Origin of the sequence: Amycolatopsis sp. NPDC059235, from assembly GCF_042754125.1 — a bacterium.
Taxonomy (GTDB): domain Bacteria; phylum Actinomycetota; class Actinomycetes; order Mycobacteriales; family Pseudonocardiaceae; genus Amycolatopsis; species Amycolatopsis albidoflava.
This window is the reverse complement of record NZ_JBHZAG010000086.1, coordinates 14,249-37,818: the sequence shown is the minus strand read 5'-3', so window position 1 is coordinate 37,818 and position 23,570 is coordinate 14,249. Positions and strand designations below refer to the sequence as shown.

25 protein-coding genes are annotated in these 23,570 nt (G+C 69.3%); 20 read left to right on the top strand and 5 right to left on the bottom strand.

Annotation, left to right across the window (positions count from 1 at the left end):
• Window positions 1–202 precede the first annotated feature (202 nt).
• Both ACFXI3_RS37800 and ACFXI3_RS37795 read right to left on the bottom strand, forming a co-directional pair.
• Window positions 203–3,400, bottom strand: a complete 3,198-nt coding sequence (locus tag ACFXI3_RS37800; RefSeq protein ID WP_378406170.1) for an arabinosyltransferase domain-containing protein — start codon at window positions 3,398–3,400, stop codon at window positions 203–205.
• 240 nt (window positions 3,401–3,640) lie between these two features.
• Window positions 3,641–4,510: a hypothetical protein gene (locus ACFXI3_RS37795; RefSeq protein WP_378406168.1), complete on the bottom strand. Its 870-nt coding sequence runs from the start codon at window positions 4,508–4,510 to the stop codon at window positions 3,641–3,643.
• A gap of 61 nt (window positions 4,511–4,571) precedes the next feature.
• Between ACFXI3_RS37795 and ACFXI3_RS37790 the strand changes: the two genes are divergently transcribed.
• From ACFXI3_RS37790 to ACFXI3_RS37735, 12 genes are all read left to right on the top strand, one after another.
• Window positions 4,572–5,339, top strand: coding sequence for an SDR family NAD(P)-dependent oxidoreductase (locus ACFXI3_RS37790; protein WP_378406166.1), 768 nt, complete (start codon window positions 4,572–4,574; stop codon window positions 5,337–5,339).
• An 80-nt stretch (window positions 5,340–5,419) separates the two neighbouring features.
• Window positions 5,420–6,166, top strand: a complete 747-nt coding sequence (locus ACFXI3_RS37785) for an ABC transporter ATP-binding protein (protein WP_378406164.1) — start codon at window positions 5,420–5,422, stop codon at window positions 6,164–6,166.
• A gap of 14 nt (window positions 6,167–6,180) precedes the next feature.
• Window positions 6,181–8,604 carry an ABC transporter permease gene (locus tag ACFXI3_RS37780; protein ID WP_378406162.1) on the top strand — a complete coding sequence of 808 codons (2,424 nt, stop codon included), beginning with the start codon at window positions 6,181–6,183 and terminating at the stop codon, window positions 8,602–8,604.
• Window positions 8,605–8,644: 40 nt separating this feature from the next.
• Window positions 8,645–9,208, top strand: a complete 564-nt coding sequence (pyrE, locus tag ACFXI3_RS37775) for an orotate phosphoribosyltransferase (protein ID WP_344266623.1) — start codon at window positions 8,645–8,647, stop codon at window positions 9,206–9,208.
• 103 nt (window positions 9,209–9,311) lie between these two features.
• The gene (locus ACFXI3_RS37770; RefSeq protein WP_344266620.1) at window positions 9,312–9,866 is read left to right on the top strand and encodes a sigma-70 family RNA polymerase sigma factor; all 555 of its coding nucleotides are present in this window, start codon (window positions 9,312–9,314) and stop codon (window positions 9,864–9,866) included.
• The gene (locus ACFXI3_RS37765; protein ID WP_344266617.1) at window positions 9,857–10,414 is read left to right on the top strand and encodes an Asp23/Gls24 family envelope stress response protein; all 558 of its coding nucleotides are present in this window, start codon (window positions 9,857–9,859) and stop codon (window positions 10,412–10,414) included. Before ACFXI3_RS37770 ends, ACFXI3_RS37765 begins: the two co-directional genes overlap by 10 nt.
• On the top strand, window positions 10,411–10,773 hold the full coding sequence (locus ACFXI3_RS37760; protein WP_344266614.1) for an Asp23/Gls24 family envelope stress response protein: 363 nt from the start codon (window positions 10,411–10,413) through the stop codon (window positions 10,771–10,773). The genes ACFXI3_RS37765 and ACFXI3_RS37760 overlap by 4 nt, the downstream gene beginning before the upstream one ends.
• Window positions 10,770–11,072 carry a hypothetical protein gene (locus ACFXI3_RS37755; RefSeq protein ID WP_378406159.1) on the top strand — a complete coding sequence of 101 codons (303 nt, stop codon included), beginning with the start codon at window positions 10,770–10,772 and terminating at the stop codon, window positions 11,070–11,072. The genes ACFXI3_RS37760 and ACFXI3_RS37755 overlap by 4 nt, the downstream gene beginning before the upstream one ends.
• 49 nt (window positions 11,073–11,121) lie before the next feature.
• The gene (locus tag ACFXI3_RS37750; RefSeq protein WP_378406157.1) at window positions 11,122–11,394 is read left to right on the top strand and encodes a hypothetical protein; all 273 of its coding nucleotides are present in this window, start codon (window positions 11,122–11,124) and stop codon (window positions 11,392–11,394) included.
• Window positions 11,395–11,689: 295 nt separating this feature from the next.
• A complete protein-coding gene (locus ACFXI3_RS37745; protein ID WP_344266605.1) occupies window positions 11,690–12,088 on the top strand; it encodes a DUF2784 domain-containing protein in 399 nt (132 codons plus the stop codon).
• Between the two features lie 16 nt (window positions 12,089–12,104).
• Window positions 12,105–12,764, top strand: a complete 660-nt coding sequence (locus ACFXI3_RS37740; protein ID WP_344266602.1) for an RNA methyltransferase — start codon at window positions 12,105–12,107, stop codon at window positions 12,762–12,764.
• 422 nt (window positions 12,765–13,186) lie between these two features.
• Window positions 13,187–14,437 (top strand): glycoside hydrolase family 76 protein, encoded by a 1,251-nt coding sequence (locus ACFXI3_RS37735; RefSeq protein ID WP_378406155.1) that lies wholly within the window; start codon window positions 13,187–13,189, stop codon window positions 14,435–14,437.
• Window positions 14,438–14,440: 3 nt separating this feature from the next.
• On the opposite strand, the gene ACFXI3_RS37730 is transcribed toward ACFXI3_RS37735, so the two are convergent.
• Together ACFXI3_RS37730 and ACFXI3_RS37725 are read right to left on the bottom strand one after the other, a co-directional pair.
• On the bottom strand, window positions 14,441–15,307 hold the full coding sequence (locus ACFXI3_RS37730) for a substrate-binding domain-containing protein (RefSeq protein ID WP_344266599.1): 867 nt from the start codon (window positions 15,305–15,307) through the stop codon (window positions 14,441–14,443).
• Window positions 15,308–15,455: 148 nt separating this feature from the next.
• The gene (locus ACFXI3_RS37725) at window positions 15,456–16,475 is read right to left on the bottom strand and encodes a LacI family DNA-binding transcriptional regulator (RefSeq protein ID WP_344266596.1); all 1,020 of its coding nucleotides are present in this window, start codon (window positions 16,473–16,475) and stop codon (window positions 15,456–15,458) included.
• Between the two features lie 131 nt (window positions 16,476–16,606).
• Between ACFXI3_RS37725 and ACFXI3_RS37720 the strand changes: the two genes are divergently transcribed.
• The 8 genes from ACFXI3_RS37720 to ACFXI3_RS37685 all read left to right on the top strand — a co-directional run bounded on the left by ACFXI3_RS37720 (window position 16,607) and on the right by ACFXI3_RS37685 (window position 22,783).
• Window positions 16,607–17,626, top strand: a complete 1,020-nt coding sequence (locus ACFXI3_RS37720) for a substrate-binding domain-containing protein (RefSeq protein WP_344266593.1) — start codon at window positions 16,607–16,609, stop codon at window positions 17,624–17,626.
• A complete protein-coding gene (locus ACFXI3_RS37715) occupies window positions 17,623–18,621 on the top strand; it encodes an ABC transporter permease (protein ID WP_344266591.1) in 999 nt (332 codons plus the stop codon). The genes ACFXI3_RS37720 and ACFXI3_RS37715 overlap by 4 nt, the downstream gene beginning before the upstream one ends.
• Complete coding sequence (locus tag ACFXI3_RS37710; protein WP_344266589.1) at window positions 18,618–19,439, top strand: ATP-binding cassette domain-containing protein; 822 nt, start codon at window positions 18,618–18,620, stop codon at window positions 19,437–19,439. Before ACFXI3_RS37715 ends, ACFXI3_RS37710 begins: the two co-directional genes overlap by 4 nt.
• 7 nt (window positions 19,440–19,446) lie before the next feature.
• Window positions 19,447–20,313: a PfkB family carbohydrate kinase gene (locus ACFXI3_RS37705; protein WP_378406174.1), complete on the top strand. Its 867-nt coding sequence runs from the start codon at window positions 19,447–19,449 to the stop codon at window positions 20,311–20,313.
• Window positions 20,310–20,945, top strand: coding sequence for a nucleoside/nucleotide kinase family protein (locus ACFXI3_RS37700; protein WP_009084950.1), 636 nt, complete (start codon window positions 20,310–20,312; stop codon window positions 20,943–20,945). The genes ACFXI3_RS37705 and ACFXI3_RS37700 overlap by 4 nt, the downstream gene beginning before the upstream one ends.
• An 18-nt stretch (window positions 20,946–20,963) precedes the next feature.
• Window positions 20,964–21,482 (top strand): hypothetical protein, encoded by a 519-nt coding sequence (locus tag ACFXI3_RS37695; RefSeq protein ID WP_378406151.1) that lies wholly within the window; start codon window positions 20,964–20,966, stop codon window positions 21,480–21,482.
• Window positions 21,483–21,496: 14 nt separating this feature from the next.
• A complete protein-coding gene (locus tag ACFXI3_RS37690) occupies window positions 21,497–22,240 on the top strand; it encodes an SDR family oxidoreductase (RefSeq protein WP_378406149.1) in 744 nt (247 codons plus the stop codon).
• Between the two features lie 132 nt (window positions 22,241–22,372).
• Window positions 22,373–22,783 (top strand): VOC family protein, encoded by a 411-nt coding sequence (locus ACFXI3_RS37685; RefSeq protein ID WP_378406147.1) that lies wholly within the window; start codon window positions 22,373–22,375, stop codon window positions 22,781–22,783.
• Between the two features lie 4 nt (window positions 22,784–22,787).
• Here ACFXI3_RS37685 and ACFXI3_RS37680 read toward each other — a convergent pair whose 3' ends face one another.
• Window positions 22,788–23,465 carry a DedA family protein gene (locus ACFXI3_RS37680; RefSeq protein WP_344266573.1) on the bottom strand — a complete coding sequence of 226 codons (678 nt, stop codon included), beginning with the start codon at window positions 23,463–23,465 and terminating at the stop codon, window positions 22,788–22,790.
• Between the last annotated feature and the right edge of the window lie 105 nt (window positions 23,466–23,570).

The following is a 23,570-nucleotide window of genomic DNA, read 5'->3' as shown; positions in this document are numbered from 1 at the left end:
GTTTGGGCTGCGGGTGGGGGGGTGTTTGACTGGGGGGCAAAGTTGCCTGCACACCCACCCCCAGACCGCAGGGGAGCTTCGTATCGGGGTGCGGGGGTGGTGTGGGTGCCTCGATTTGAGTGCATCGGTGCGGGTTTAGGGACGTGAGGGGAACCCTGAGGGACTCTGAGTTCCTTAGGGTTCCCCTCACGGAAAGTGCGGCTTACGACTCGCCGGTTGGGTTGGCGGGCTTGGCCAGCGGTCCGGGTGACCAGATTCCGGAATGCGTTACCGACTGCTGGTGTAGCGCCGCCGAAGCCGGAAGCGCGTTCGAGACCTCGGGAGTCACCTCGTACAACGTGCCCCAGTCGCGGTCGACGTCGCCTTCCAGGTACGTCGGCAGTGCCTGCATCTGGGTGGCCACGTTCATCCACACGAACGACCCGCCGCCCGCCGGCGAGGACCAGTACTTGCCGACTGTGCGCAGGTCGTCGCCCGCGCTGATCCGGTACTTCGGCACCTCGGCGATTCCGTTGTGGATCGACGAGGGGCGCAGGCACGGGTGCTGCGCTGCGGCGGCCCACTCCAGGAACACCGGGTCCTGCCCGACGACATCGGTCATCTTCGCGATCTTCGGCGCCCGCGGCGCGCTGAACGCGACCCAGCCGTCGCTGCCGAGCCCGCGGCCCTTCGCCACGATCCGCACCTGGTCCGCGCCCTCGGGCACGCTGACTCGCGCGTCGCGCCAGTTGGTGTCCTTCTTCTTCGCGTCGAGTTGCTCGCGGCCGAGCACCTGGAATCCGGCGGGGGTGTTCTTGCCGAATTCGGCGGTCAGCGAGTTCGGGTCGTCGGCCTTGCCGGCGAGGGCGACCACGATCGGCACCGAGCCGTCGCGCGCCCGCTCCGGGACCGAGTACCACGGGGTGCGCAGGTCGCCCGCGCCGTCGCCGGACTTGTGGTAGCTGCCCCAGATCGGGGCCCCGTCCTTGCCGAACTGGTACGGCGGGTTCCAGCTGTCGGCGTTCTCGGTCGGCAGCCCGCCGTTGGTGACGAAGCCCTTCTGGGTGCTGGCCAGCCAGTCCTTCGGGGTGACGCCGCGGTCGGCGTCGGCGGGCACTGTCCAGCCGGGTGCGGCGTTCTCCGGTTGTTGCGGCGCGGCTTGCAGCAGCCCGGCCTTCGGGTCGCGTTCGACCTTGATGTAGTCGGACAGCCCGCAGCTTTGCCCGGCCAGCTGGCGGATGTTGTCGGCACCCATGTTGTAGGTGTCCCAGCGCTTTTGGATGCCCTTGGCGATACTGCCGATCTCGAACAGCACCAGAATCGCGCACACCGTCGACAGCGGCGCGAGCCCGAGCCGCAGCGCGCGGCCGCGGTTTTCCAGGTCGCCCTTCGCCACCGGTGCGGGCGGGACGAACGGTTCGTGCTCGTTGTGCTTCATGTGCTCGATCGCCGCGATCGCCAGCGCGACCGCCGCCGCCACGAGCGCCATCGTGCTCAGCTTGATGCCGAACACCTGTGGCGGCAGGTCGAACCACGGCACGCCCCAGGCCGACACGTACCACCAGGCGTTCGGCCCGGTGGAGGCCAGCGCGACGATCACCATCAGCCCCGCGAAGAACGCCGCGCGGTTGCGGCGCGACAGCAACACCGTCGTACTCGTCGACAACGCGGTGAGCGCGGCGAGCGGTCCGCCGACCGCGACCAGCATGCCGAAGTGATGCGTGTGCTTGGTCGGAGCCAGTGCCAAGACCACAAAGGACAGTGCGCTGATGCCGAGCAGCCTGCGGCTCGGGCCGAGCGCGGCGCCGCGGATGTTGCCGCGCCGCAGCAGCACGACCGCGCAGGTCGCCAGGCACAGGAAGATCAACAGCACCGGGAACCGGCGCGTCATGGAGCCGTCCGGGCCGTTGCTGAACAGCATCGAGTACCGGTCGAGCTCGTCGTACCAGGAACCGGTCGGTCCGAGCGACGACCGCAGCCGCACCGATTCCAGCGCGCCGCGCAGGGTCTGGTCGCAGAAGATCAGCGCGAGAATCACCAGCCCGGCGGCGGCGATCGGCGCGATCACCGGCACCCAGCCGAACTGGCGGGCATGCCGGAGCACGATCTTCGCCAGCGGCTTCAGCCCGACCACGAACGGCAGCACGGCCATCAGCCCGTGCGGGTTGACCGCGACACACAGCGCCGCGACGGTCAGCCCGATCGCCGCCGGACCCAGCCGCCGGGTCGCGACCGCGCGTTCGACGGTGCAGATCGAGAGCAGCGACAGCAGCGCGACCAGGTTCTCCGGGCGCAGGCCGTTGTCGTAGGGCAGCCAGAAGGCGAGGAAGACCGCGCCCGCCGCCCAGCCGGCCGCGCTGCTGATCCGCACCTGCCTGCCGAGTCGCGGCAGCACGCCGCGGCTGATCAGCATCCAGCAGGCGACACCCATCAACAGCGACGGCAACCGCATCCACGGCGTGAGCGAACTGACCTTGGCCATCGCCGCGTAGACATCGACAAACCACGCCATCGGCGCGTCCGGCGCGGCGAACCATCGGTAGTATTCGCCGATGTAGCCGGCGTCGCCGCGGACGCGCGCCATGGTCGTGAAGTAGCCGTCGTCGGCGGTCATCGCGCCGATCAGCCACCAGACGACGAGCGTGCCGAGCACGGCTATGTCGAGGAATTTCAGCTTCCACCAGCCGCGCGCGGCGAATCGGGGCGCGCGCCGGCCGGTAAGCCGGTCCAGGCGGTACAGCGCGAGCACCGCGCCGATGAAGCAGAGCACCGACAGCACGATGGCGGCGAGCTTGATGCCGGTCGCGGTGCTCGCCCAGCGGTTGTCGACCTGTGCGGAGACCGACAGACCGTGCGTGTCGTCCTGATTCGTGAGGTCCGAGTAGTAGCCGGTGAGCTGCGGCCGGTGGTCGTCGGTGACGTCGGCGATCCGGTTCCCGCCGACGGACGCTGTCGTCCGCTTCGCGTCGGTGTGCACGGTGATCGTGCAGTCGCCGTCGCCGACCGGGGCCGAGCCGAGCTGCTGGCCCTGTGAGGAAAGCGTGAGCTGACCGTTTCCGACCTGCAGCGCCATCCCGGTGACGACGCCGATGCCGGAGTTCGGCGGGTTGGTGCTGAACAGCACGGCGCTGCCGTCGGTGCGCGCGTCGAGCGCCCGCGCCGTCGTGCAGGGGACCTTCGCGTCGAGCGAGATCGGCGCCTGCGCGGTCAGCGGGGCGGTCACCGCTCTGGTGCCCTGGGCGGTCGGCCAGTCCAGGGTCGTTTGCTCGAGCGTGACGGGCAGGAACGGGACCGCGATCGCGAGGATCGCGCCCGCGATTCCGAAAACCGCAGCGAGCAACCGCGCCCGACGACCGGCTTGGCTCTTGCCGATAGCTGTCGGAGACGCCGATTCGGCGGCAACGGATTCGAGGTCGACCACGCCCCGCAGGCTATCCAAGGGGAAACGGGCCTCCCGCTGGGGACTCTCCCGGGGGCGGCCCCACCTGGTCGAGCCGGGATTCCCTCGACAAATAACTACGGTCGGTAAAGGAAGCCCGACCTCGCTTACGGCGAACGGGTGACATCGAGCAGGTCAGGGCCAGGAGCCCGGCGGACCGTTTCACGATCCGGAAACGGTCCGGACTCGGTTGCCGAAAGCGGACTCGGCGAATCGATGAACTCAGCCGGGCGCGAAGGTAAACGGCGGTCCGGAAACTGTCCATCCGTTGTCGATGACCGGTTTTCCGAGCACTTCGGCGCCCACGTGCTGGCTCCGGGTAGCCGGAACACCCAGGGTAGAAGCGGTGCTCGTCCGTGCCGCCGCGATGTCCGCCGCCGACAGTTCGCCGTGGAACCGGTCCGTGCGCTCGGCGGTCGACTGGCTCGTCGCGGCCAGCGCGTGCACCGGGCCGAGGTCGCCGGACACGCTGTGCCGCTCGGCCGACTCCAGCCGCGCCACGTCGAGCTTGCCGGTGAACTGGCCGAGCACGTTTTCGTCCGAGTTCGCGACCACCGAGCCCGCCGGGCCGAGGTCGACGGCGTCGGCGGAGGTGCGTTCGAAGCGAGTGCCGCTCATCAGGTCGCCGGAGAACCGGCCGGCCAGACCAGTCTCGGCGCCGGTCTTGCTGCTGGAGAGCGCGTCGACGCCGTGCGGAAGCTGCACGCCGTGCCGCATGGACTGGTCCAGACCGGCCACGTGCGCACCGTCGAACGGCCGCGTGTGGTGCACGCCGAGGTCGTTGCCGGTGAACGCGCGACCCGGCTCGCCGAGCCGCAGGTCGTGGGTCTGGGACTGGCCGGCGGTGTCCTGGCCGAGCGTCTGGCGCAGGTTCGACGCGGCGGACGCGGGCAGGTCACGCGTCGCGATCGTCTCGTCGCGAGTGAACTGGAGGTCGGAGGAGGAACTGTGTTGGTGCAGGTCGAGCGGCAGTCCCCCGCGCGGGGTGTCCGCCAGCGCCGCGGCCGGGCCGGCGAGCAACAGAGCGAGGGGCGCCGCACCGGCGGCCATCCGGGGCAGATATCCGGGCGTCCGCTTGGTGTGCTTGCCCATGCGCCGGACCATACTGCGCCACCAGGGCGGACGCAGCTGAAAAACGGGTAGCTTCACCCACATGACCACCACTTCTCTGATCACCGGAGCCACCGCGGGCATCGGCGCGGAATTCGCGCGCCGGCTCGCCGCCGAGAAACACGCCCTCGTCCTGGTCGCGAGGGACGAGGAACGGCTGAACGCGCTGGCCGGGCAGCTGCGCGCGCAGCACGGCGTCGAGGTGACCGTGCTGTCCGCCGATCTGTCCGAAGTGGACGGCCGCGCGCAGGTCGCCGAGCTGCTCGAAACCCAGCCGATCGACCTGCTGGTCAACAACGCGGGCTTCGGGCTGAGCGGCGAGTTCTGGGAGATCCCGGCCGAGGACCTGCAGCGCCAGCTCGACGTGAACGTGACCGCCGTGCTGCAGCTGAGCCGGGCGGTGCTGCCGGGCATGGTCGAGCGCGGGCGCGGCGACGTCATCAACGTCTCCAGCGTCGCTGGCTTCTTCTCGGGACGCGGCTCGACCTATACCGCCAGCAAGAACTGGGTCACGTCGTTCACCGAGGGCATCGCGATGTCGCTGCCGAAGGGCGTGCGGATGATGGCGCTGTGCCCCGGCTTCACCTACACCGAGTTCCACGAGCGCGCCGGGCTGCAGCGGGAGGGGCCGAAGGCGCTGTGGCTCGACGTGGCCCAGGTCGTCGACGAAGCCCTCGCCGACCTGCGCCGTGGCAAGGTGATTTCGGTGCCCAGCCTGCAGTACAAAGCCCTGGTCGGGATCGGCGGACTGCTGCCGAGGCCGGTGCTGCGCAAGCTCGCCGGAGGCTTGGGCAACCGCCGCCGCACCTGAGGGGGGTAGGGAAAGCCCTACCCCGTCCCGGCGTGTGCGCCCCAGGGTGTTTTCTCCCGTAAACCCATAGCGTTTTCCCCATGGCGACTGGGGAAGCGGTGCGGCTCGAATCCGTCCGCAAGGAATACGGCCGGGTCACGGCACTGGACGGGGTGAGCCTGTCCTTCCCGCGCGGCGGGTTCACCGCGGTGATGGGCCCGTCGGGCTCGGGCAAGAGCACGTTCCTGCACTGCGCGGCCGGGCTCGACCGGCCGACCAGCGGTTCGGTGCTGCTCGACGACCAGGAGCTGGGCAAGCTCTCCGAGACCCAGCTGACGAAGCTGCGCCGGGACAAGATCGGGTTCGTCTTCCAGGCGTTCAACCTGCTGCCCGCGCTGACCGTCGAGCAGAACGTCGTGCTGCCGCTGCGGCTGGCCGGGCGTCGTCCGGACCGCCGCCGCGTCGCCGAGATGCTCGGGCACGTCGGGCTGAGCGACCGGCGCAAGCACCTGCCGGGCCAGCTGTCCGGCGGTCAGCAGCAGCGGGTGGCGATCGCTCGCGCGCTGGTCAGCCGTCCGGCGGTGCTGTTCGCCGACGAGCCGACCGGCGCGCTCGACACGCGGACGGCCAGCGAAATCCTTGGCCTGCTGTCGGAATCGGTGCGCGGCGGGCTGACCGTCGTGATGGTGACGCACGATCCGGTCGCGGCTTCCTATGCCGACCGCGTTGTGTTTCTCGCTGACGGCCGCGTCGCCGGCGAGCTGCTCCGGCCGACCGCGGCTGCCGTCGCGGAACGCATGACCCACCTCGGCGCCTGGGCCGACCGGATGCCGGTGGGCGGCTTCTGATGTTCAGTCTTGCCTTGCGCACCTTGCGTTTCCGCACCGGCGGGTTCATCGCCGCGTTCGTGGCCGCGTTCCTCGGTGCGGTGATCGTGTCCGCCTGCGCCGGTCTGATGGAGACCGGGATCCGGTCCGCGACTCCGCCGAACCGGCTGGCCTGGGCGTCGGCTGTCGTTGCCGGGCAACAGGAATTCGAGATGCGGAAGAATTCCGAAAAGCCCAAGACGCAGGCGGTCACGCTGTCGGAGCGGGTCCGGCTGGACCGGTCGATGGCGGACACGATCCGCGCGACGCCCGGTGTGTCCACTGTGGTCGGTGAGGTGAATTTCCCGATATCGCTGGGAAAGCAGCCTCTCGTCGCGCACGGCTGGGAATCCGCTCGGCTTCCTGGCCCTGCGCCGCGAGCCGACGAAGTGGTGCTTCCCGCGGCTAGTGGCGTGCCGGTTGGATCCACTGTGGACCTTGCGGTCCAGGGATCGATGCGCCAATACCGCGTCGCTCAGGTCAGTGACCGTCCCGACGCGTTCTTCGCCGACAGTGTGGCCGACCAGCTCTCCGGTCACCCCGGAACGGTCGACTATTTCGGTGTGGTCACTGACAATCCCGCCGCTTTGCAGCTGGGTTCGGGCGTTTCCGTGCTGACTGGGGATGAGCGCGGACTCGCCGAATTCCCGGAGGCGCAAGCGAGCGGCGGCAGGCTGATCCCGTTGTCCGGCGTCGCGGGCGGGCTGTCCCTTTCGGTCGCCGTGTTCGTCATCGCGAGCACGCTGATGCTGTCGGTGCGGCAGCGACAGCGGGAATTGGCTCTGCTGCGTGCGATCGGCACGACGCCGCGACAGTTGCGTCGCATGGTTCTCGGCGAAGCGCTGGTCATCGGCGTGCTCGCGACCGGAGCCGCGGCGGCGCTGGGTCCGGTGTTCGGCGGGTGGCTGTTCGGGCAGTTCACCACGGGCGGGTTCATTTCGCCCGCCGTGCAGTTCCACCAGGGCTGGATCCCGATGATCATCGCGGCGGGCGCGACCCTGCTGGCCGTCGGGATTTCCGCGCTGGTGGCCGGATTCCGGGTCGGCCGCATCCGGCCGACCGAGGCACTCGCCGAGGCGTCCGTGCCGCGCGGCTGGCTGACCCCGCTGCGGCTGATCCTCGCCATCCTGTGCTTCGGCGGCGGGACCGCGCTGGCCATCGTCACGCTCGCGGTGATGACGGGACCCATCGCGGCGAGCACCGCGGGTCCGGCGGTGATGCTGTGGGCGATCGGCGTCGCGATGATCAGCCCGGGCGTCACGAAGCTGACCGCGATCCTGTTGCAGGGTCCGATGCGGCTGTTCAGCGGCGTCACCGGCTGGCTGGCGATCACCAACACGCGCAACGCGGCCACCCGGGTGGCCGGCGCGGTCACGCCGATCATGCTCGCCGTCGGCATCGCGACCGCCAACATCTACCTGCAGACCACGACCACCGCCGCTTCCGCGCAGTCCTTCGCCGAAGACCTCCGCGCCGACGCGGTCGTCGCGGGTCCCACCGGGGTCTCGCCCGAGGCGATCGACCGGATCCGGCACGCGGACGGCGTCGCGGCGGTCTCGACCTACGTCAGCAGCCGCGCGTTCATCACCGCGCCGTTCGACGAAAACCAGACCAAGAAGGGCTACCCGGCGCTCGGCCTCACCGACGCGACGACCAACGCCGCCACGGTCGTGAAGGGCAACCTCGCGGACCTCAAAGGCGACACGATCGCTTTGCCCGACTCCGCCGAGGTGTCCCGTTCGGTCGGCGATTCCGTCACGCTCCGTCTCGGCGACGGGACCGACCGGACCCTTCGCATCGTCGCGATCGTGCAAGAGCGGGCCGGGGCCGAACAGCTCCTGCTGCCCGCCGAACTGCTCGCCGGGCACACCACGTCCGGTCTCGCCAAGCAGGTGCTCGTCCGCGCCGCGCCTGGCGTCGATCAGGCCCGGCTGACCCAGAGCCTGACCGCCGCGACCGCCGGTCTCCCGGTGTCCGTCGGCGACCGGAGCACGCTGGCCGCCGCGAACGCCAAGAACGACGAGACCGGCGCATGGGTGAACTACCTGCTGGTCGGCATGATCGTCGGCTACACGGTGATCTCCGTGGTGAACACCCTGGTCATGGCGACTTCGCGACGGCGGCGGGAGTTCGGCCTGCAGCGGCTCGGCGGTTTCACCCGCGGCCAGGTGCTGCGGATGGCCGCGGGCGAAGGCGGTCTGATCGCCGCGATCGGCATCCTGCTCGGCACCGTGGTGTCGGCGGGCGCGATCGTGCCGTTCTGTCTCGTCGCGACCGGCCGGGTGCTGCCGGACGGGCCGATCTCCATCTACCTGGTGATCGTCGCGACCGCTGTCGCGCTCGCCTTGGTCGCCGCGGTCGTCCCGGCTTGGGTGGCGACCCGGACGCGTCCGGTGACCGCCGTCGCGACCGGGGAGTGACGCGCGGAAGTTGTCGGTGGCGTGTGTAAGACTCTCGGCCGTGGCGTACCCCGGGTTGGATCAAACTGCGAAGCTCGAACTGGCCAGGCTGGTCAGCGAACTGGCCGTCGTGCACGGCAAAGTCACCTTGTCCTCGGGCAAGGAAGCCGACTACTACGTCGACCTCCGGCGGGCGACGCTGCAGCACGCGGCCGCCCCGCTGATCGGCAAGCTCCTGCGGCAGCTCACCGCTGACTGGGACTACGTCGCGACCGGCGGGCTCACGCTCGGCGCGGACCCGGTGGCGCTGGCGATGCTGCACTCGGCGGCGGCCGAGGGCGTGGTGCTCGACGCGTTCGTCGTCCGCAAGGCGATCAAGGAACACGGGATGCAGCGCCGGATCGAGGGCGTGGAGGTGCGCGGGCAGCGGGTGCTGGCCGTTGAGGACACCTCCACCACCGGCGGCAGCGTGCTCACAGCGGTCGAGGCGCTGCGCGAAGGCGGGGCCACCGTGGTCGGCGTCGCGACGGTCGTGGACCGCGACACCGGTGCGCGCGAAGCCATCGAGAAGGCCGGGCTCGAGTACCGGTACCTGCTGAACAAGGACGACCTCGGGCTCAGCTGAGGCTTAACCGAGGCTTCAACCGAGCGGGAGTGAGCACAGTCACCCACAATGCGTGCGTGACGAATGCCCGCCATGCGGTGTCCCCCTGACGGAAGGGGGTGCCGTGACCACGACCAGTGTCCCGCTCGACGACGCCACCCTCGTCGGCCGTGCGCGAGACGGCGACGTGCGCGCGTACGAACAGCTCGTGCTGCGTTATCAGGGCCCGATGTTTCGGCTCGCCCTGAAAATGCTGCACCACCGCGGCGACGCCGAGGACGTAGTGCAGGAAGCGTTCCTCGGCGCGTGGCGGAAGCTGGCGCAGCTGAACGACGACAAGGCGTTCGTCGGCTGGCTGTACCGCGGAACGACCAACCGCTGCCTCAACGTGATCCGGGCGCGCCGCCCGCAGGCCGACGTCGACCTCGACCTGGCCGAATCGCCGCGCCGCGACACTCAGCCCGAGCACGCCGCGCAGGTCAGCGGCCAGCTCGCGGCGCTCGACGACGCGCTTCAGACGCTGACGCCGCAGCAGCGCGCGTGCTGGCTGCTGCGCGAGGTGCACGGCCGGTCGTACGACGAGATCAGCGAGATCGTCGGCGCGAACCCCACCGCGGTCCGGGGCCGGATCGCCCGGGCCCGTGCGCAGCTGGCGGAGGTGATGAAGCCATGGAGGTGAATCAGGACTACGGATTGCCGTGCGGCCGGGAACTGGAGACGGTCTGGGAGAACCTGGACGAGGTCGACGAGCATCAGCTGGACTGCGTCCACTGCCGCACCGCGCGAGAAAGCCTGCTGGCCCTCCGCGCGGCGACCCAGGAGCTGATCGACGAGCCCGACCCGACCCCACCGGACCTGGTAGGACGGATCATGTCGGCTGTCCGCGCCGAAGTGCGTCGCGGCCAGATGCTGGACCTTCCGGCTGCCGAACCGGGCTCCGTCGAAGTGAGTGAGCAAGCCGTCGCGGTCGTGCTCCGCTACGCGGCCGACTCTGCCGGCAACGTCCGCGCCCGCCGGGTGCGCGTGCGGAAGGTCGGTGTCGACTCTTCGGGTGCCGCGCAGGTCGAGGTCGAACTCACCCTCACGACGCGGCTGGGGAACACCAGCGGCGCGGACACGTTGGCCCGCGTACGAGAACTGGTGTCCGCCGCCGCGAGCTCACGAGTGGGTATTTCGTTGGTAAGCCTGGATCTGCTGGTGGAAGACGTGTACGAGGACGGGGAATGACCGCCGAATACGTGATCGCCGCCCCGGTGATCGCGAGTGTCGCCGCCCGGGCGGCCGCCGAAACCGCCGGAGTCGTGCGCCTGGAGCCCGGCCTGCGCGGTTTGGCGACCGCCTGGACCCGCGCCGCCCGGCAACGCTGGAAGGGCCTGGAACCGGCTCCCGCGGACGGCGTCCGGGTCCGCGCCCACGAGGACAGCCTGACCGTCGAGGTCGACGTGGTCATCTCGGGCGCGGACCAAGCCGCCGCCGTGGGCCGCGCCGTGCAGCTGGCGGTGTTCCGGGAAGTCCTGGCGCAGACCGGCCGCTCCGTGGACGCCGTCCGAGTGTCCATTTTGGACATCGAAGTGGGGCGGCAGTGACCGATCCGCGTTCGCTGGCCGGAAGACTCGCCGACGCCCTGTCCGCCATCGACGGCCTTCGCCCCGCGACGAGCGTGGCCGCGGAGATCAGCTGGCTGTCGACCGATCCCGCTGGTGGATCGGTCGATCTGACCTCGGAGTCAGTCGAGATTCGGTTGGTGGCGCTGCGATTGCCGCTGCCGCCCTTGCTGTCGGCCGCCGAGACGCGGGTGCGCGAGTTGCTCGAGGGGACGGAGTGGGCGGACGCGCGTCTTCGCTTGGTGGTGACGGACATCGACGGAGCGGCGTTCGCTGACTGAACGTTCTCCGCTGGTGGCCGGTACCTTGGTTTTCGAGCCAGGGGGGCGCATGATCCGGATCCAGGTGACCAACAAGGACGGCAAGCCGCGCAGCTGGAATGTCGAGCCCTACGGCGACGAAGTCATCCTCGGCATCGATGACGTGCTCTCGATCGAGTTCGCGCACCCCGCCGACGTGACCTTCGACGTGACTCTCTATCCCGACTCCGAAGTCGTCTGGACGATGGCGGGCCCGAACGACGACGCCCTGCTGCCCGACGACCTCAAGCTCAACGCGGTCACCCTCTGGCCAGGCTCCGGCGGCACAGTCTCGCCGAGCTGACTGCGGTCACCTTGTTCGGTTGCGTGTTTCTGGGTTTGTCAACCGCGTTTCCGCCCGCTTTCTCCGCCGATTCGCACTTCCTCTGTGTGCACGGAACGGAGTCATTTCCCCCGCGTTGGGTCGCTCGTGACGGGTGCCGCCGACGGGTCTCCTACCCGGAGTGATCCCTCCGTTACCTGCCGGGTGAACTCGTTGCTCCGGTGGGTCGAACATCACATCGAGTCCCCCGATATCCCGCTCCCGGTGCGGTAAATCGGAGTAAAGTCGCTGGTGGGTGCACTGGAAGGGGGCGAAGGTGGACACGACGGTCGCGCACGTTCTCGCCGACGTAACCGTGGCGGTGCACATCCTCGCTCTGCTCTTCATCGGTTTCGGCGGATTCCTCGCCTGGCGGTGGCCGAAAGTCATTTTCGGGCACATTTTCTTCGCGGTGTGGGGCGTGCTCGTCAATGTCACGCCGATTCCGTGCCCGCTCACCGCGCTGGAGGATTTCTTCCGGCATCAGCAGGGTCTCGGCGATCTGCCCGGCGGATTCAACGCCTACTACCTGTACGGGACGGTCATCCCGCGCTCGCTGCTGCCGGTGGTGGTCGTAGTGGCCTTGGCGGTGCTGGTGATCTCGTACCTCGGGGCCTACCTGCGCTGGCGACACCGCCACGACGACAGTCCGGCGCACGGCGTCAGCCTCGGCTGAGCGAGAATCGTCCTTCGTGACGACGGAACACCCCGAAGCGGGCCCCACCGAGTGGGTGAACCGCGAGGAGGTCGGCGTCGGTCCGTGGCCAGGAACCTGGCCGGACGACCCGCGCTACGACCCTGAACTCCTGACCAACGGCGACCGCCGCAACGTGGTCGACGCCTACCGCTACTGGCGCCGCGAAGCCATCGTGTCCGATGTAGACACCCGACGGCACCCGTTCCACGTCGCGATCGAGAACTTCCAGCACGACCACAACATCGGCACGGTCGTCCGCACCGCGAACGCCTTCGCCGCCGCCGAGGTCCACATCGTCGGCCGCCGCCGCTGGAACCGCCGAGGCGCGATGGTGACGGACCGCTACCAGCACCTCCGCCACCACGAGGACGTCGCGACCTTGCTGGAATTCGCCACCGCCGAGGGCTTGACGGTGGTGGCTGTCGACAACACCCCCGGTGCCGAACCGGTGGAGACTGCCGAACTGCCGCGCAAGTGCCTGCTGCTGTTCGGCCAGGAAGGCCCCGGCCTGTCCGAAGCCGCCCAGTCGGACTCGGCGAAAGTCGTGTCCATCGCCCAGTTCGGCACGACGAGATCAATCAACGCAGGGGTAGCGGCGGGGATCGTGATGCACGCTTGGGTTCGACAGCATGCGGACTTGTCCAAGGCCTGGTGACCCCCGCCGCGCCGCCGACGGGTGTCTCGTGAGTGGCTGCGCCGGTAAGAACCGGTATAGCCACTCACGAGAACCCAGACTTGGCTGTGGCTGCGGAATTGGCCGTAACTCGCGCCAAGCAGTTCGAGCGCGCGCTGGCAGATCGCTCCATTCTTGACCCCCGCCCGGCTAGCGCGGCCGACTGGGGCAGTCGGCCGCTGCGGCCGGTTCGCCGGCCCCCTCGACACAGCACTGGCTGCAGGGCTCTTGAGCGATTGGCGTGGCAAGGTTGCGGGCTCTCGAGCGATCGGCGCGGCAATTGGTTGGCCGACGGCAGTAGCGGCGGTGGCTGCTCGGGAGGCCTGGCGGATCCCCCGAACTGTTCCTCGGTCGGCAAATGCCGTGGGGAGGCAAGTTTTCCGTAGCGCAGGCAGAATCGGCCTATGACCGCCGATCCATCCGAGCCCGGTAAGCCCGCCGATTCCGCTGTGAGCAGCGCTGCGACCGGTCCTGCCGCGGGCGCGGCCGATCCCGCTGGGCGCGCCGGAGCGGTCGACCCTGCCGAGGGCATGACCGGCCCTGCAGTGCCTGCCGCTGCGGTCGATGCCGGCGAGGGCGCGGCCGATTCCGCAGCGCGATCCGCGACGGCCGGGCGATCCGCTGCTGCTGAGCGATCCGCGGCGGCTGACCGGGCCGCAGCGGCTGAGCGGGCCGTATGCGCCCGACACCTCCGTCGGCTGTGGGCGCTGCCCGGCACCGTCCTCGGCCGCAGTGGGTGGCCGCCTACCTTGGGGCAGCGGGTTCACTGGCACTGGAACTACTGGTGGCAGGCCCATCTCCTCGACAGCCTCGTGGACGCCCAACTCCGCGAACCCACCGAAGACCGCGCGCGGCTGATCAATCGGTTCGTCACGACGGTGCACCGGCGCAACTTCGGCTCTTGGGTCAACGACTACTACGACGACATAGCCTGGCTAGGGCTCGCGTTGCAGCGAGTGCGCCAACTCCAATTGTCCACAGTGGACGAAGCGAAGATTAACCAAGCGATCGAGGCCATCGACAAACGGCTGCATGAAGGCTGGACAAACGACCTTGGCGGGGGAATCTGGTGGCGGCGGGGCGACTCCTTCAAGAATACCCCCGCAAACGGCCCGGCTGCCATCTTTCACGCTCGTGTGGGTGATCAAGACCGTGCCCGCGCGATGACGCAATGGCTCACCGGCACCCTCGTCGACCCGGAAACCGGCCTTGTCTGGGACGGGATAAGGGCGGACACCGGCGAAGTTGTCAAGCATATTTTCTCGTACTGCCAAGGGGTTTACCTCGGCGCGTGCCTCGAGCAGGAACAGTGGGAAGATGCGGCCCGCACCATCCGGGCGGTCGAACAACACGGAGCGCCCGGCGGCATCCTCCCCGGTTCGGAAGGCGGCGACGGCGGGCTCTTCTCGGCGATTTTGGCTCGCTACCTAGCACTTGCGGCGAAAACCATCCCCAAGCCGGAAGCGGAGACGGCCAAGAAGCTAGTCCAGAAGTCGGCCGAAGCGTGCTGGAACGGGGCGACGCAAGAGAAAACCGGGCCGCTCTTCAGCGCGGAGTGGGCAAGGCCAGCACCAAAACCGCCAGGAAAAGCAGAGAAAGACTTGTCTGTCCAAATTGGAGGATGGATGTTGCTGGAGGCAGCTGCCACCCTGTAAAGCTCAGCAGCCGCAAGAAGCGCGGTGCAAAAACCGAGGCGCGAGGCGGACTGACTCCGGCCGACGCTCCGGCTCCCGGCAGCGCGCCAGCAGCAACTGCACCGCCCGTCGGCCGATCTCCGAGATCGGTTGCGCCATCGTCGTCACGCCAGGCGAAACCGTCCGCGCCCAGTCCATATCGCCGTAACCGACGACCGCCAGCTCCGACCCGATCCGGATTCCGCGGCGGTGTGCTTCCCACTGCACCCCGATCAGCATCGCCTCGCCAGCGACCACCAAGGCCGTAGGCGAAGGCCAGCCGTCCAGGAGTTTGGCTGCCGCTCGGGCCGCACCGCCGGCCGTCGACTGGCCGGAGGCGACCAGTTCTGGGTGGTAGCGCAATCCGGCACGGCCTAGGCCCAGGCGGTAGCCAAGGGCGCGTTCTTCGCTGACGGTCGTTCCCTCGGTGCCGGTGATCAGCGCGATCCGCCGATGCCGTCGCGCGGCCAGGTGCTCGACCAGCGCGGACATGGCCTGGAAGTTCTCCGACCCGACCTGGTCGACGTCGTTGCGGCCGGCGATCCGGTCCACCAGCACGGTGGGCACGCCGGTGCGCACGAGTCCATTGACCACCGCCTCGTCACCGGGGGCGGGCACCAAGAGCACGCCGTCGACGCGGTCCGCCTGCAGGGCGCGCAGCACTTCGGCTTCCTCGCGCGGGCAGTCGCTGGTGTCGGCCAGCAGCAGGTCGCAACCCGCCCGCGCGGCAGCGCCGCGGATCGCACGCAGCAGCTGGTCGTGGTACGGGCTGGCGTGCCTCCCCAATGCCACCCCGAACCGATGGGTGACCGGCAGGTCCCAGTGGGAGACCTCCGGCGCCAGAACGGTCATTTCTCATGGCCCTCGTCGTAGATACCTACCCAACAGTAGCCACTGTCGGGCCGCCTAAGAGAGGGTCCGAGACGATCGGGTCCCGAGAATCACTGAGGTGAGTGAACGAAGCACGTGCTTGGTTACACCGGGCAGTCAAGACCGGCGGCTACGCGCACCCGCAGGAAGCCCGGTGCCGCAAAGTCGGCGGCAACCGCACAGTCTCGGCGGGGCGTCCGGGATCCGCCAGTCGAGCCAGCAGCAACTGCACCGCGCGGCGGCCGATCTCGTCGATCGGCTGGGCCATGGTCGTCAGCGGCGGGTCCACGAGATCGGCCCATTCGACGTCGTCGTACACCACCACCGGCAGGTCCTGGCCGATCCGCAAACCCCGCCGCCGCGCCTCGTGCAGGACGCCGACCATCATGCTGTCGTTGGCCACCACCAAGGCCGAAGGCGGTTCCGGCAGCGCCAGCAGCGTGCTCAACGCCAGGCCGCCACCGTCGCGAGAGGACTGTCCGCACGCCACCAGGTCCGGCGACCAGCTCAAGCCCGACCGGCCGAGGCCGAGCCGGTAGCCCAGCACGCGTTCGTCGCTCGTCGTGAGGCCGGGCGCGCCGGAGATCATGCCGATCCGGCGATGGCCCAGCGACGCCAGATGCGCGGTCAGCGCCGAGGTCGCCTGAATGTTCTCCGCGCCGACCTGGTCGATGTCGGTCCGGGTGGTGAGCCGGTCCATCAGCACGGTCGGCACGTCCAGCGACACCAGTTCGCCGAGCACCGACCCGTCGCCGGGCGCGGGCGTGATCAGCAGGCCGTCGACCCGCCGCGACCGCAGCGCGCGCACGACGTCCCGCTCGGTGCCCGCGGTGTCGTGCGTGTCCGCCAGCAGCACGGTGTAGCCATTTGCCGACGCCTCCCGCTCGATCGCGTGCATCAGCGCCGCGAAGTACGGGTTCGCGACCAGCGAGATCGCCATCCCGATCGACCGCGTACCCCCGGTGACCAGCGAACGAGCGATCGCGTCGCCGGTGTACCCGGTGGTCTCGATCGCCCGCAGCACCGCGGCTTTCGTCTCCTCGGCCACCGCCCGCGTGCCGTTGACGACGTGCGACACCGTCGTGATCGACACGCCCGCCATTTCGGCGATGTCGCGCTGGGTCGGGCGGGCGGAGCGGGGTCGCGGCATGTCTGTCCTTCACCAAGAGAGCGAAACCAGGAGCGTTGGCAAGCGTTTGCGCAAACGCTTGCGTCATGGCATGAGTCTGTCTACCTTCCCGTCCATCGGCAAGCTCGCACCTCGATTCGGAGGGCATCCCCATGAGACACCGGAGTCTCACCGCACTCGCCTTGGCGGCCGCTGTCGCGGTCTCCACCGCCGGGTGCACCGTCGAACGCCACTGGGGCGGCAGCTCCAAAACCGGCGGCAGCGGCAAGGCCAAGGTCGGCCTCGTCACGAAGACCGACACCAACCCGTACTTCGTCGAACTGCGCAACGCCGCGTCCGCCGCGGCGAAGGCCAACGGCGCCGACTTCAGCGCGCTCGCCGGGCAGTTCGACGGCGACAACGACGGTCAGGTGCGCGCCATCGAGAACCTGATGCAGCAGGGCGTCAACACCATCCTGATCACCCCGAGCTCGTCCACCGGCGTGCTCAAGGCCATCAAGGACGCTCGCGACGCTGGCATCCTGGTGATCGCTCTCGACACCGCCACCGACCCGCCGGACGCGGTCGACGCCACCTTCGCCACCGACAACTTCGCGGCCGGCGAGCAGCAGGGCGCGTACGTCAAGGCGGCGCTGAAGGGCACCGACCCCAAGCTCCTGATGGTCGACGGCACCGCGGGCGCTTCGGTCGACACCCAGCGGCACGGCGGGTTCCTCAAGGGCATCGGGCTCAAGGACGGCGCGCCGGAGATCAAGGGGCACGCCAACGCCAACGGCGACCAGAGCCTCGCCCAGCAGGGCATGGAGAACCTCCTGCAGCGCACCACCGACCTCAACGCGGTGTACACGATGAACGAGCCGATGGGCCGCGGCGCGTACGCGGCGCTGAAGGCGCGGGGCCTCAACGCGCAGCTCACCGTCGGCTCGATCGACGGCGGCTGCGAGGGCGTGCAGAACGTCAAGAACGGCCAGTTCGCCGTCACCGTGATGCAGTTCCCGCGGAAGATGGCCGAACAGGGCGTGCTCGCGGCGGTCGAGTACGCGAAGACCGGGAAGAAGCCGAGCGGGTTCGTGAACACCGGATCGACCGCGATCACCGACCACCCGATGCCCGGCGTGCCGAGCAAGGACACCGCCTGGGGTCTGCAGAACTGCTGGGGAGGCGGGAAATGACGACCGCGACGGCAAAACCGGTCAACAACCGCGAGCGCGAAACGCTCGGCGAGTTCTTCCTGCGCGCCCCGGCGGTCGGCCCGGCGCTGGCACTGGTCGTGGCGATCGTGGTGTTTTCCTTTGCCACGGACACCTTTTTCGACCTGGACAATCTGTCCACAGTGGTCCAGCAGTCGCTGGTGGTCGGCACGCTCGCGCTCGGCCAGACGCTGATCATCCTGATCGCGGGCATCGACCTCTCCAACGCGTCGTCGATGGTCGTGGCGACGCTGGTGATGGCGAAACTGGCCGCGGTCACAAACGTTTTCTTCGCACTGCTGGCCGGAGTCGCGCTGACCGTCGTCGTCGGCCTGTTCATCGGCACCCTGGCGACGCGGATCAAGCTGCCTGCCTTCATCATCACGCTCGGCACGTTCACCGGCCTGACCGCGGTGGCGAAGCTGATCGCGGGCGGCCAGGCGGTTCCGGTGTCCGACGGCCTGCTTACCTGGCTCGGCACGAAGCGGTACCTCTTCGGCGGCATCCCGATCACCTACGGCATGACGCTCGCGCTGCTCATGTTCCTCGCCGTTTGGTACGCGCTCACGAAAACCGCGTGGGGCAAGCACGTTTACGCCGTCGGCAACGCGCCGGAATCCGCGCGGCTGTCCGGGATCAAGGTCAACCGCACCGTGCTGTCGGTCTACCTGGTCGCCGGTTTGTGCTTCGGCATCGCCGCGTGGCAGGCGCTCGGCCGCACGCCGAACGCCGACCCGAACCAGTTCCAGCTCGGCAACCTCGACTCGATCACCGCCGTGGTGCTGGGCGGCACGAGTCTGTTCGGCGGCCGCGGTTCGGTGCTGGGCACGCTGTTCGGCGCGCTGGTCGTCGCGGTGCTGCGCTCGGGCCTGACGCAGATGGGCGTGGACGGCAACTACCAGGACCTGGCGACCGGCGCGTTGCTGATCGCCGCGGTGGTCGTGGACCGGATCGCACGGAGGCAGCAGCAGTCATGACTACCACGCAGCAGCAGCCGACTCTTTCCGCGCGCGGCCTGGTGAAGCGCTACGGCCGGGTCACCGCCATCGACGGTGCCGATTTCGACCTCTACCCGGGCGAAGTGCTCGCCGTGGTCGGCGACAACGGGGCCGGAAAGTCCAGTCTCATCAAGGCATTGTCCGGTGCGGTGGTGCCGGACGCCGGAGAGATCAAAGTGGACGGCAAGACGGTCCACTTCAAGTCCCCGTTGGACGCACGGCACTACGGAATCGAGACGGTGTACCAGGATCTGGCGGTCGCGCCGGCGCTGGACATCGCGTCGAACATGTTCCTCGGCCGGGAAAAGCGGCTGAAGGGACCGTTCGGGATCGGGTTGCGCAAGCTCGACAGCGCGACCATGCGCACCGAAGCGCAGCGGATCCTCGACGACCTCGGCATCAAGGTCAAATCCATTACCCAGCTGGTGGAAACATTGTCCGGCGGGCAGCGGCAAGGCGTCGCGGTGGCGCGGGCGGCGGCGTTCGGCACCAAAGCGGTGATCATGGACGAGCCGACGGCCGCGCTGGGCGTCGCGGAATCCGCGAAGGTGCTGGAGCTGATCGGCCGGATCCGCGATCGCGGCCTGCCGGTGGTGCTGATCAGCCACAACATGCCGCACGTCTTCGAGATCGCCGACCGCATCCACGTGCACCGGCTCGGCAAGCGCGTCGCCGTGGTGACGCCGAAGTCGCACAGCATGAACCAGGTCGTCGGCCTGCTCACCGGTGCGCTGAAACTCGACGACAACGGCGAAGTCGTCGAGGTCGCGTCCACCACGCACGCCGGGTTGACCTGACGTGCGAGTGCTGCTGGCGGGATTGTGCACCGTCGATGTCGTACAACGGGTCGCGGAATTTCCGGAGCCGAGCGAGAAAGTGCAGTCGCTGCAGGTGGATGTCGCGGCCGGCGGGCCGGCGACGAACGCCGCGGTGACCGTCGCGGCGCTCGGTGGCGAAGCGACTCTCGTGACGGCTCTCGGTGCGCACCCGCTGGCCGCACTCGCGCGGGCTGACCTCGAAGCTTGCGGCGTCGACCTGGTCGATCTCGCTCCAGAACGCACGCAAGCACCGCCGGTCAGCGCGGTCGTGGTGCGAGACGGCGACGGCGAACGCACCGTCGTCTCCCGCAACGCCGCCGCCGACGAGCCGCTGAAACTGCCTGACCTCGCACCGATTTTCGACGGCGTGGCAGCCGTCCTCGTCGACGGCCACCACCCCGAGCTAGCGCTTGCTGTCGCCGAGGAGGCCCGCGCCCGCGAGATACCGGTAATCCTCGACGCGGGCAGCTGGAAACCGGTACTGGACCAGTTGCTGCCACTGGTCCGCGTGGCAGCCTGTTCAGCGCGGTTCCGTGCTCCCGCACCGAGTTTGGCCGAACGCGGAGTGTCAGTGACGATCACGACGGCAGGCCCGGAGCCGGTCGCCTGGAGCACTACGGAAGACTCTGGGCAGGTCCCCGTGCCGCTCGTCGAAGCGCGCGACACCCTGGGGGCCGGAGACGTGTGGCACGGCGCGCTCGCGTACGCCGTGGCGAACCGGGACAGCGCTGTCCCCGACTGGATCGGATACGCGAACGCGGTGGCCGCGGAACGCGTCCGGCACGTGGGTCCGCGCTCGTGGACCGGGCCGGTCGGAGAACTGGCGAAGAGCAGAGAAGAGGGAGTGCGATGACGGCGTTCGAGGACCTCCTGGCGCGGGCCGAAAAGCTGGCCAAACCGCGGGAGCGGCACGTGCTCGGCATCATCGGCGCGCCCGCCTCCGGCAAGACCACGCTGGCCTGGGCGATCGCCAACGCGCTCGGTTCGCGCGCCGCGGTCGTCGGGATGGACGGCTTCCACCTGGCCCAGGTCGAACTGCAGCGGCTCGGCCGCACCGACCGCAAGGGCGCGCCGGACACCTTCGACGCGGCCGGCTACGTGCACCTGATCCGCCGGCTCGCCGAGGGCCGCGAGACGGTCTACGCGCCGGAGTTCCGCCGCGAGATCGAGGAGCCGATCGCCGGCGCGGTCCCGGTCGCGCCCGAGGTGCAGCTGGTCATCACCGAGGGCAACTACCTGCTGCTTCCGGACGACCCGTGGAGCGGCGTGCGGCAGTACCTCACCGAGGCGTGGTTCCTCGCGCCGGACGAGCCGGAGCGGATCGAGCGGCTGGTGTCCCGGCACCGGCGCTATGGCCGTTCGCTGGTCGAGGCCCGGCAGCGCGCGCTCGGCTCCGACCAGCGCAACGCGGACCTGATCGCGAACACCCGCGACCGCGCCGACCTGGTGCTCGAGAACCTGCCGCTGACGAACTTCGCCCTCTGAGCGGGCTCTGCGCAGGTGATGTTCGACGACCCGGCGACGACGGATCCCTATGCCGGCGCGGTCACCTGGGACCGGGCCGGCGACGCCCGGATCGCCGTGCTGTACCCGCCGTACGTCCCGCTCGTGCGCACGCACCTGAACGGACTGCGGGCGCTGGTCGAGCGGCAGCTGACCGAACCGACGGTGCCTGCCGCGGATCCGAGGCTGGCGCTGCTGGTGGAGCGGATGCGCGAGACCAGCGCCGAGCCGCAGCTTGAGCCGGAGGTGCTCGCCGACGTCCGGACGCGGCTGGACTGGGCGTTGTCGGTGCTGCCGGAACACGGCGGGGTCCTCGAACTGCACACGCCGATGCACCAATGGTGGTGGGGACGCGCGCTGCTCGACGTGTGCACGGCGATCACCGCGCTGCTGGGAGCGTGGTTGCGCGGCGAGGCGGTCGACGGGCAGCACTGTCCGGACGACGCGACGTGGTGGATGTGGATGGCGCAGATGCGCTGGCTCGACGCCCAGTTCGTCGAGCCGCTCAAGCCAAGCTGACGAGGGAGTGACCTGTGGGGGTTTTGGTCGTCACCGGCGGCAGCCGGGGCATCGGAGCGGCGATCTGCGGCCTGGCCGCCACCCGCGGCTACGACGTGGTGGTCAACTACTCCGGCGACCCGGCTCCGGCCGAGGAGGTCGCCGAGCGGGTGCGTTCCCACGGTGCGCAAGCGCTTGCGTACCGCGCCGATGTGTCCGATGAACAGCAGGTCAGCGAGCTTTTTTCGGCGGCGGCCGAGTTGGGGCCGATCGTCGGGCTGGTGAACAACGCGGGCATCACCGGCAACACCCCGGGCAGGCTCGACGAGCAAAGTGTCGAGACTGTGCGCCGGGTGCTCGACATCAACGTCACCGGCGTTTTCCTGTGCTGCCGGGAGGCGGTGCGGCGGTTGTCGACGCGCTACGGCGGGTCTGGCGGCGGGATCGTGAACATCTCGTCCACGGCGTCGCGGACCGGGTCATCGGGCGAATGGGTGCACTACGCGGCGTCCAAGGCCGCGGTCAACACGCTCAGCTTCGGCCTCGCGCAGGAAGTCGCCGACGAGGGGATCCGGGTCAACGTCGTGTCGCCCGGCCTGGTCGAGACCGGATTGCACGCCGCCGCGGGAATGCCCGACCGGCCCGAGCGGTTCAGCGCCCTGATCCCGCTCCGGCGCGTGGGCCAGCCGGAAGAGATCGCCGCAGCCGTGCTGTGGCTGTTGTCCCCGGAGGCGTCCTTCACCGTGGGCGCGGTGCTCGAGGTCGGCGGCGGCCGCTGATCGATCTCGGACTGTGAGACGCCCGGAGACGGGCAGATCACGATTGACCCCGGAACTCGGTCAACTCGCCCGTAGCGGTTGTGCCGGTGTGCGAGTCTGGAACGAGGGGTTGAAAGGACGGCCGCGAAAGTCATGCCCAAGCTCACGTCTGTGCACCATCTGGCGCTCACCGTGACCGATGTGGACCGAAGTGTTCCCTGGTACGTCCGGGTGCTCGACCTCGAGGAAAGCCATCGGCGCGAAGACCCGGAAACCGGGGTGCGCAAAGTAGTTCTGCGTTCGGCGGGAGACGGTTTCTCCGTGGTGCTGGTCCAGCATCCGATCGCGGTGAGACCCGCGTTCGACGAAAGACGCACTGGTCTGGACCATGTCGCGTTCTCGGTTTCGTCGCGCGCCGAGGTCGCGGAATGGGAGGACCGCCTGCGGGAGTACGGCGTTTCCTACTTGCCCGCGACGGAATCGCAGACCTTCGAGGATTCGGCGGTGATCGTGTTCCGCGATCCGGACGGCATCCAGCTGGAAGTCTGGTCCGACCCGGCGTGAGAACTCAGGCGTGCGCGTCGTCGGGTTCGTCGACCGGACGCCGCATTTCCTGGCGGTAGCGCAGCACGCCGTACGCGGTGCCGAACACGAAGAACGCGATGCTCACCCACAGCGCCGCGGTCTTGACCCACGGGATCGCGTCCAGCAGGCCCGCGCCGTAGTAGCCGAGCAGCACCAGCGTCGGCACCCACAGCAGCCCGCCGACGGTGGTGGCGAGCAGGAACCGGCGCGAATCCATCCGCGCGGCTCCGGCGATGAGCGGGGCCAGCGTGCGGATCCACGGGATCCACCTGGCCGCGACGATCGCGAAGAAGCCCTTGCGGTCCAGGAACTCCTGCGCGCGTTCGAGGTTGCGCCGGTTGAGCATCCGCCCGCCGCGCCGGGCGATCAGCGTGGTGCCCGCGCCGCGGCCGATGTAATAGCCGATCTGGTTGCCGAACACGGCGGTGAGCAGCGCGGCCCCGGACAGCAGCCACGCGTTGAGGTCCGATCCGTGCTGCGCGAGCACCACGCCCGCGCCGAACAGCAGCGAATCGCCGGGCAGGAAGAGCCCGATGATGAGCGCGCATTCGATGAGCACGAACGACAGCACGATGACCCAGACGAGCACCGGGCCGGCGGTGTCCAGCCAGCTCAGGCCGATTCCCGCGGCGTGCGCGGGCTGGGCGGCGTCGAGGTTCACGCGAAGAGCCTACGTGGCTGGGACCGGCTGCAGCACGCAACCATCGAATCCTCCGCATTCGGTGACTTTGGGTATTCCTGGGATAACCAGACTGTTCACCCTTTT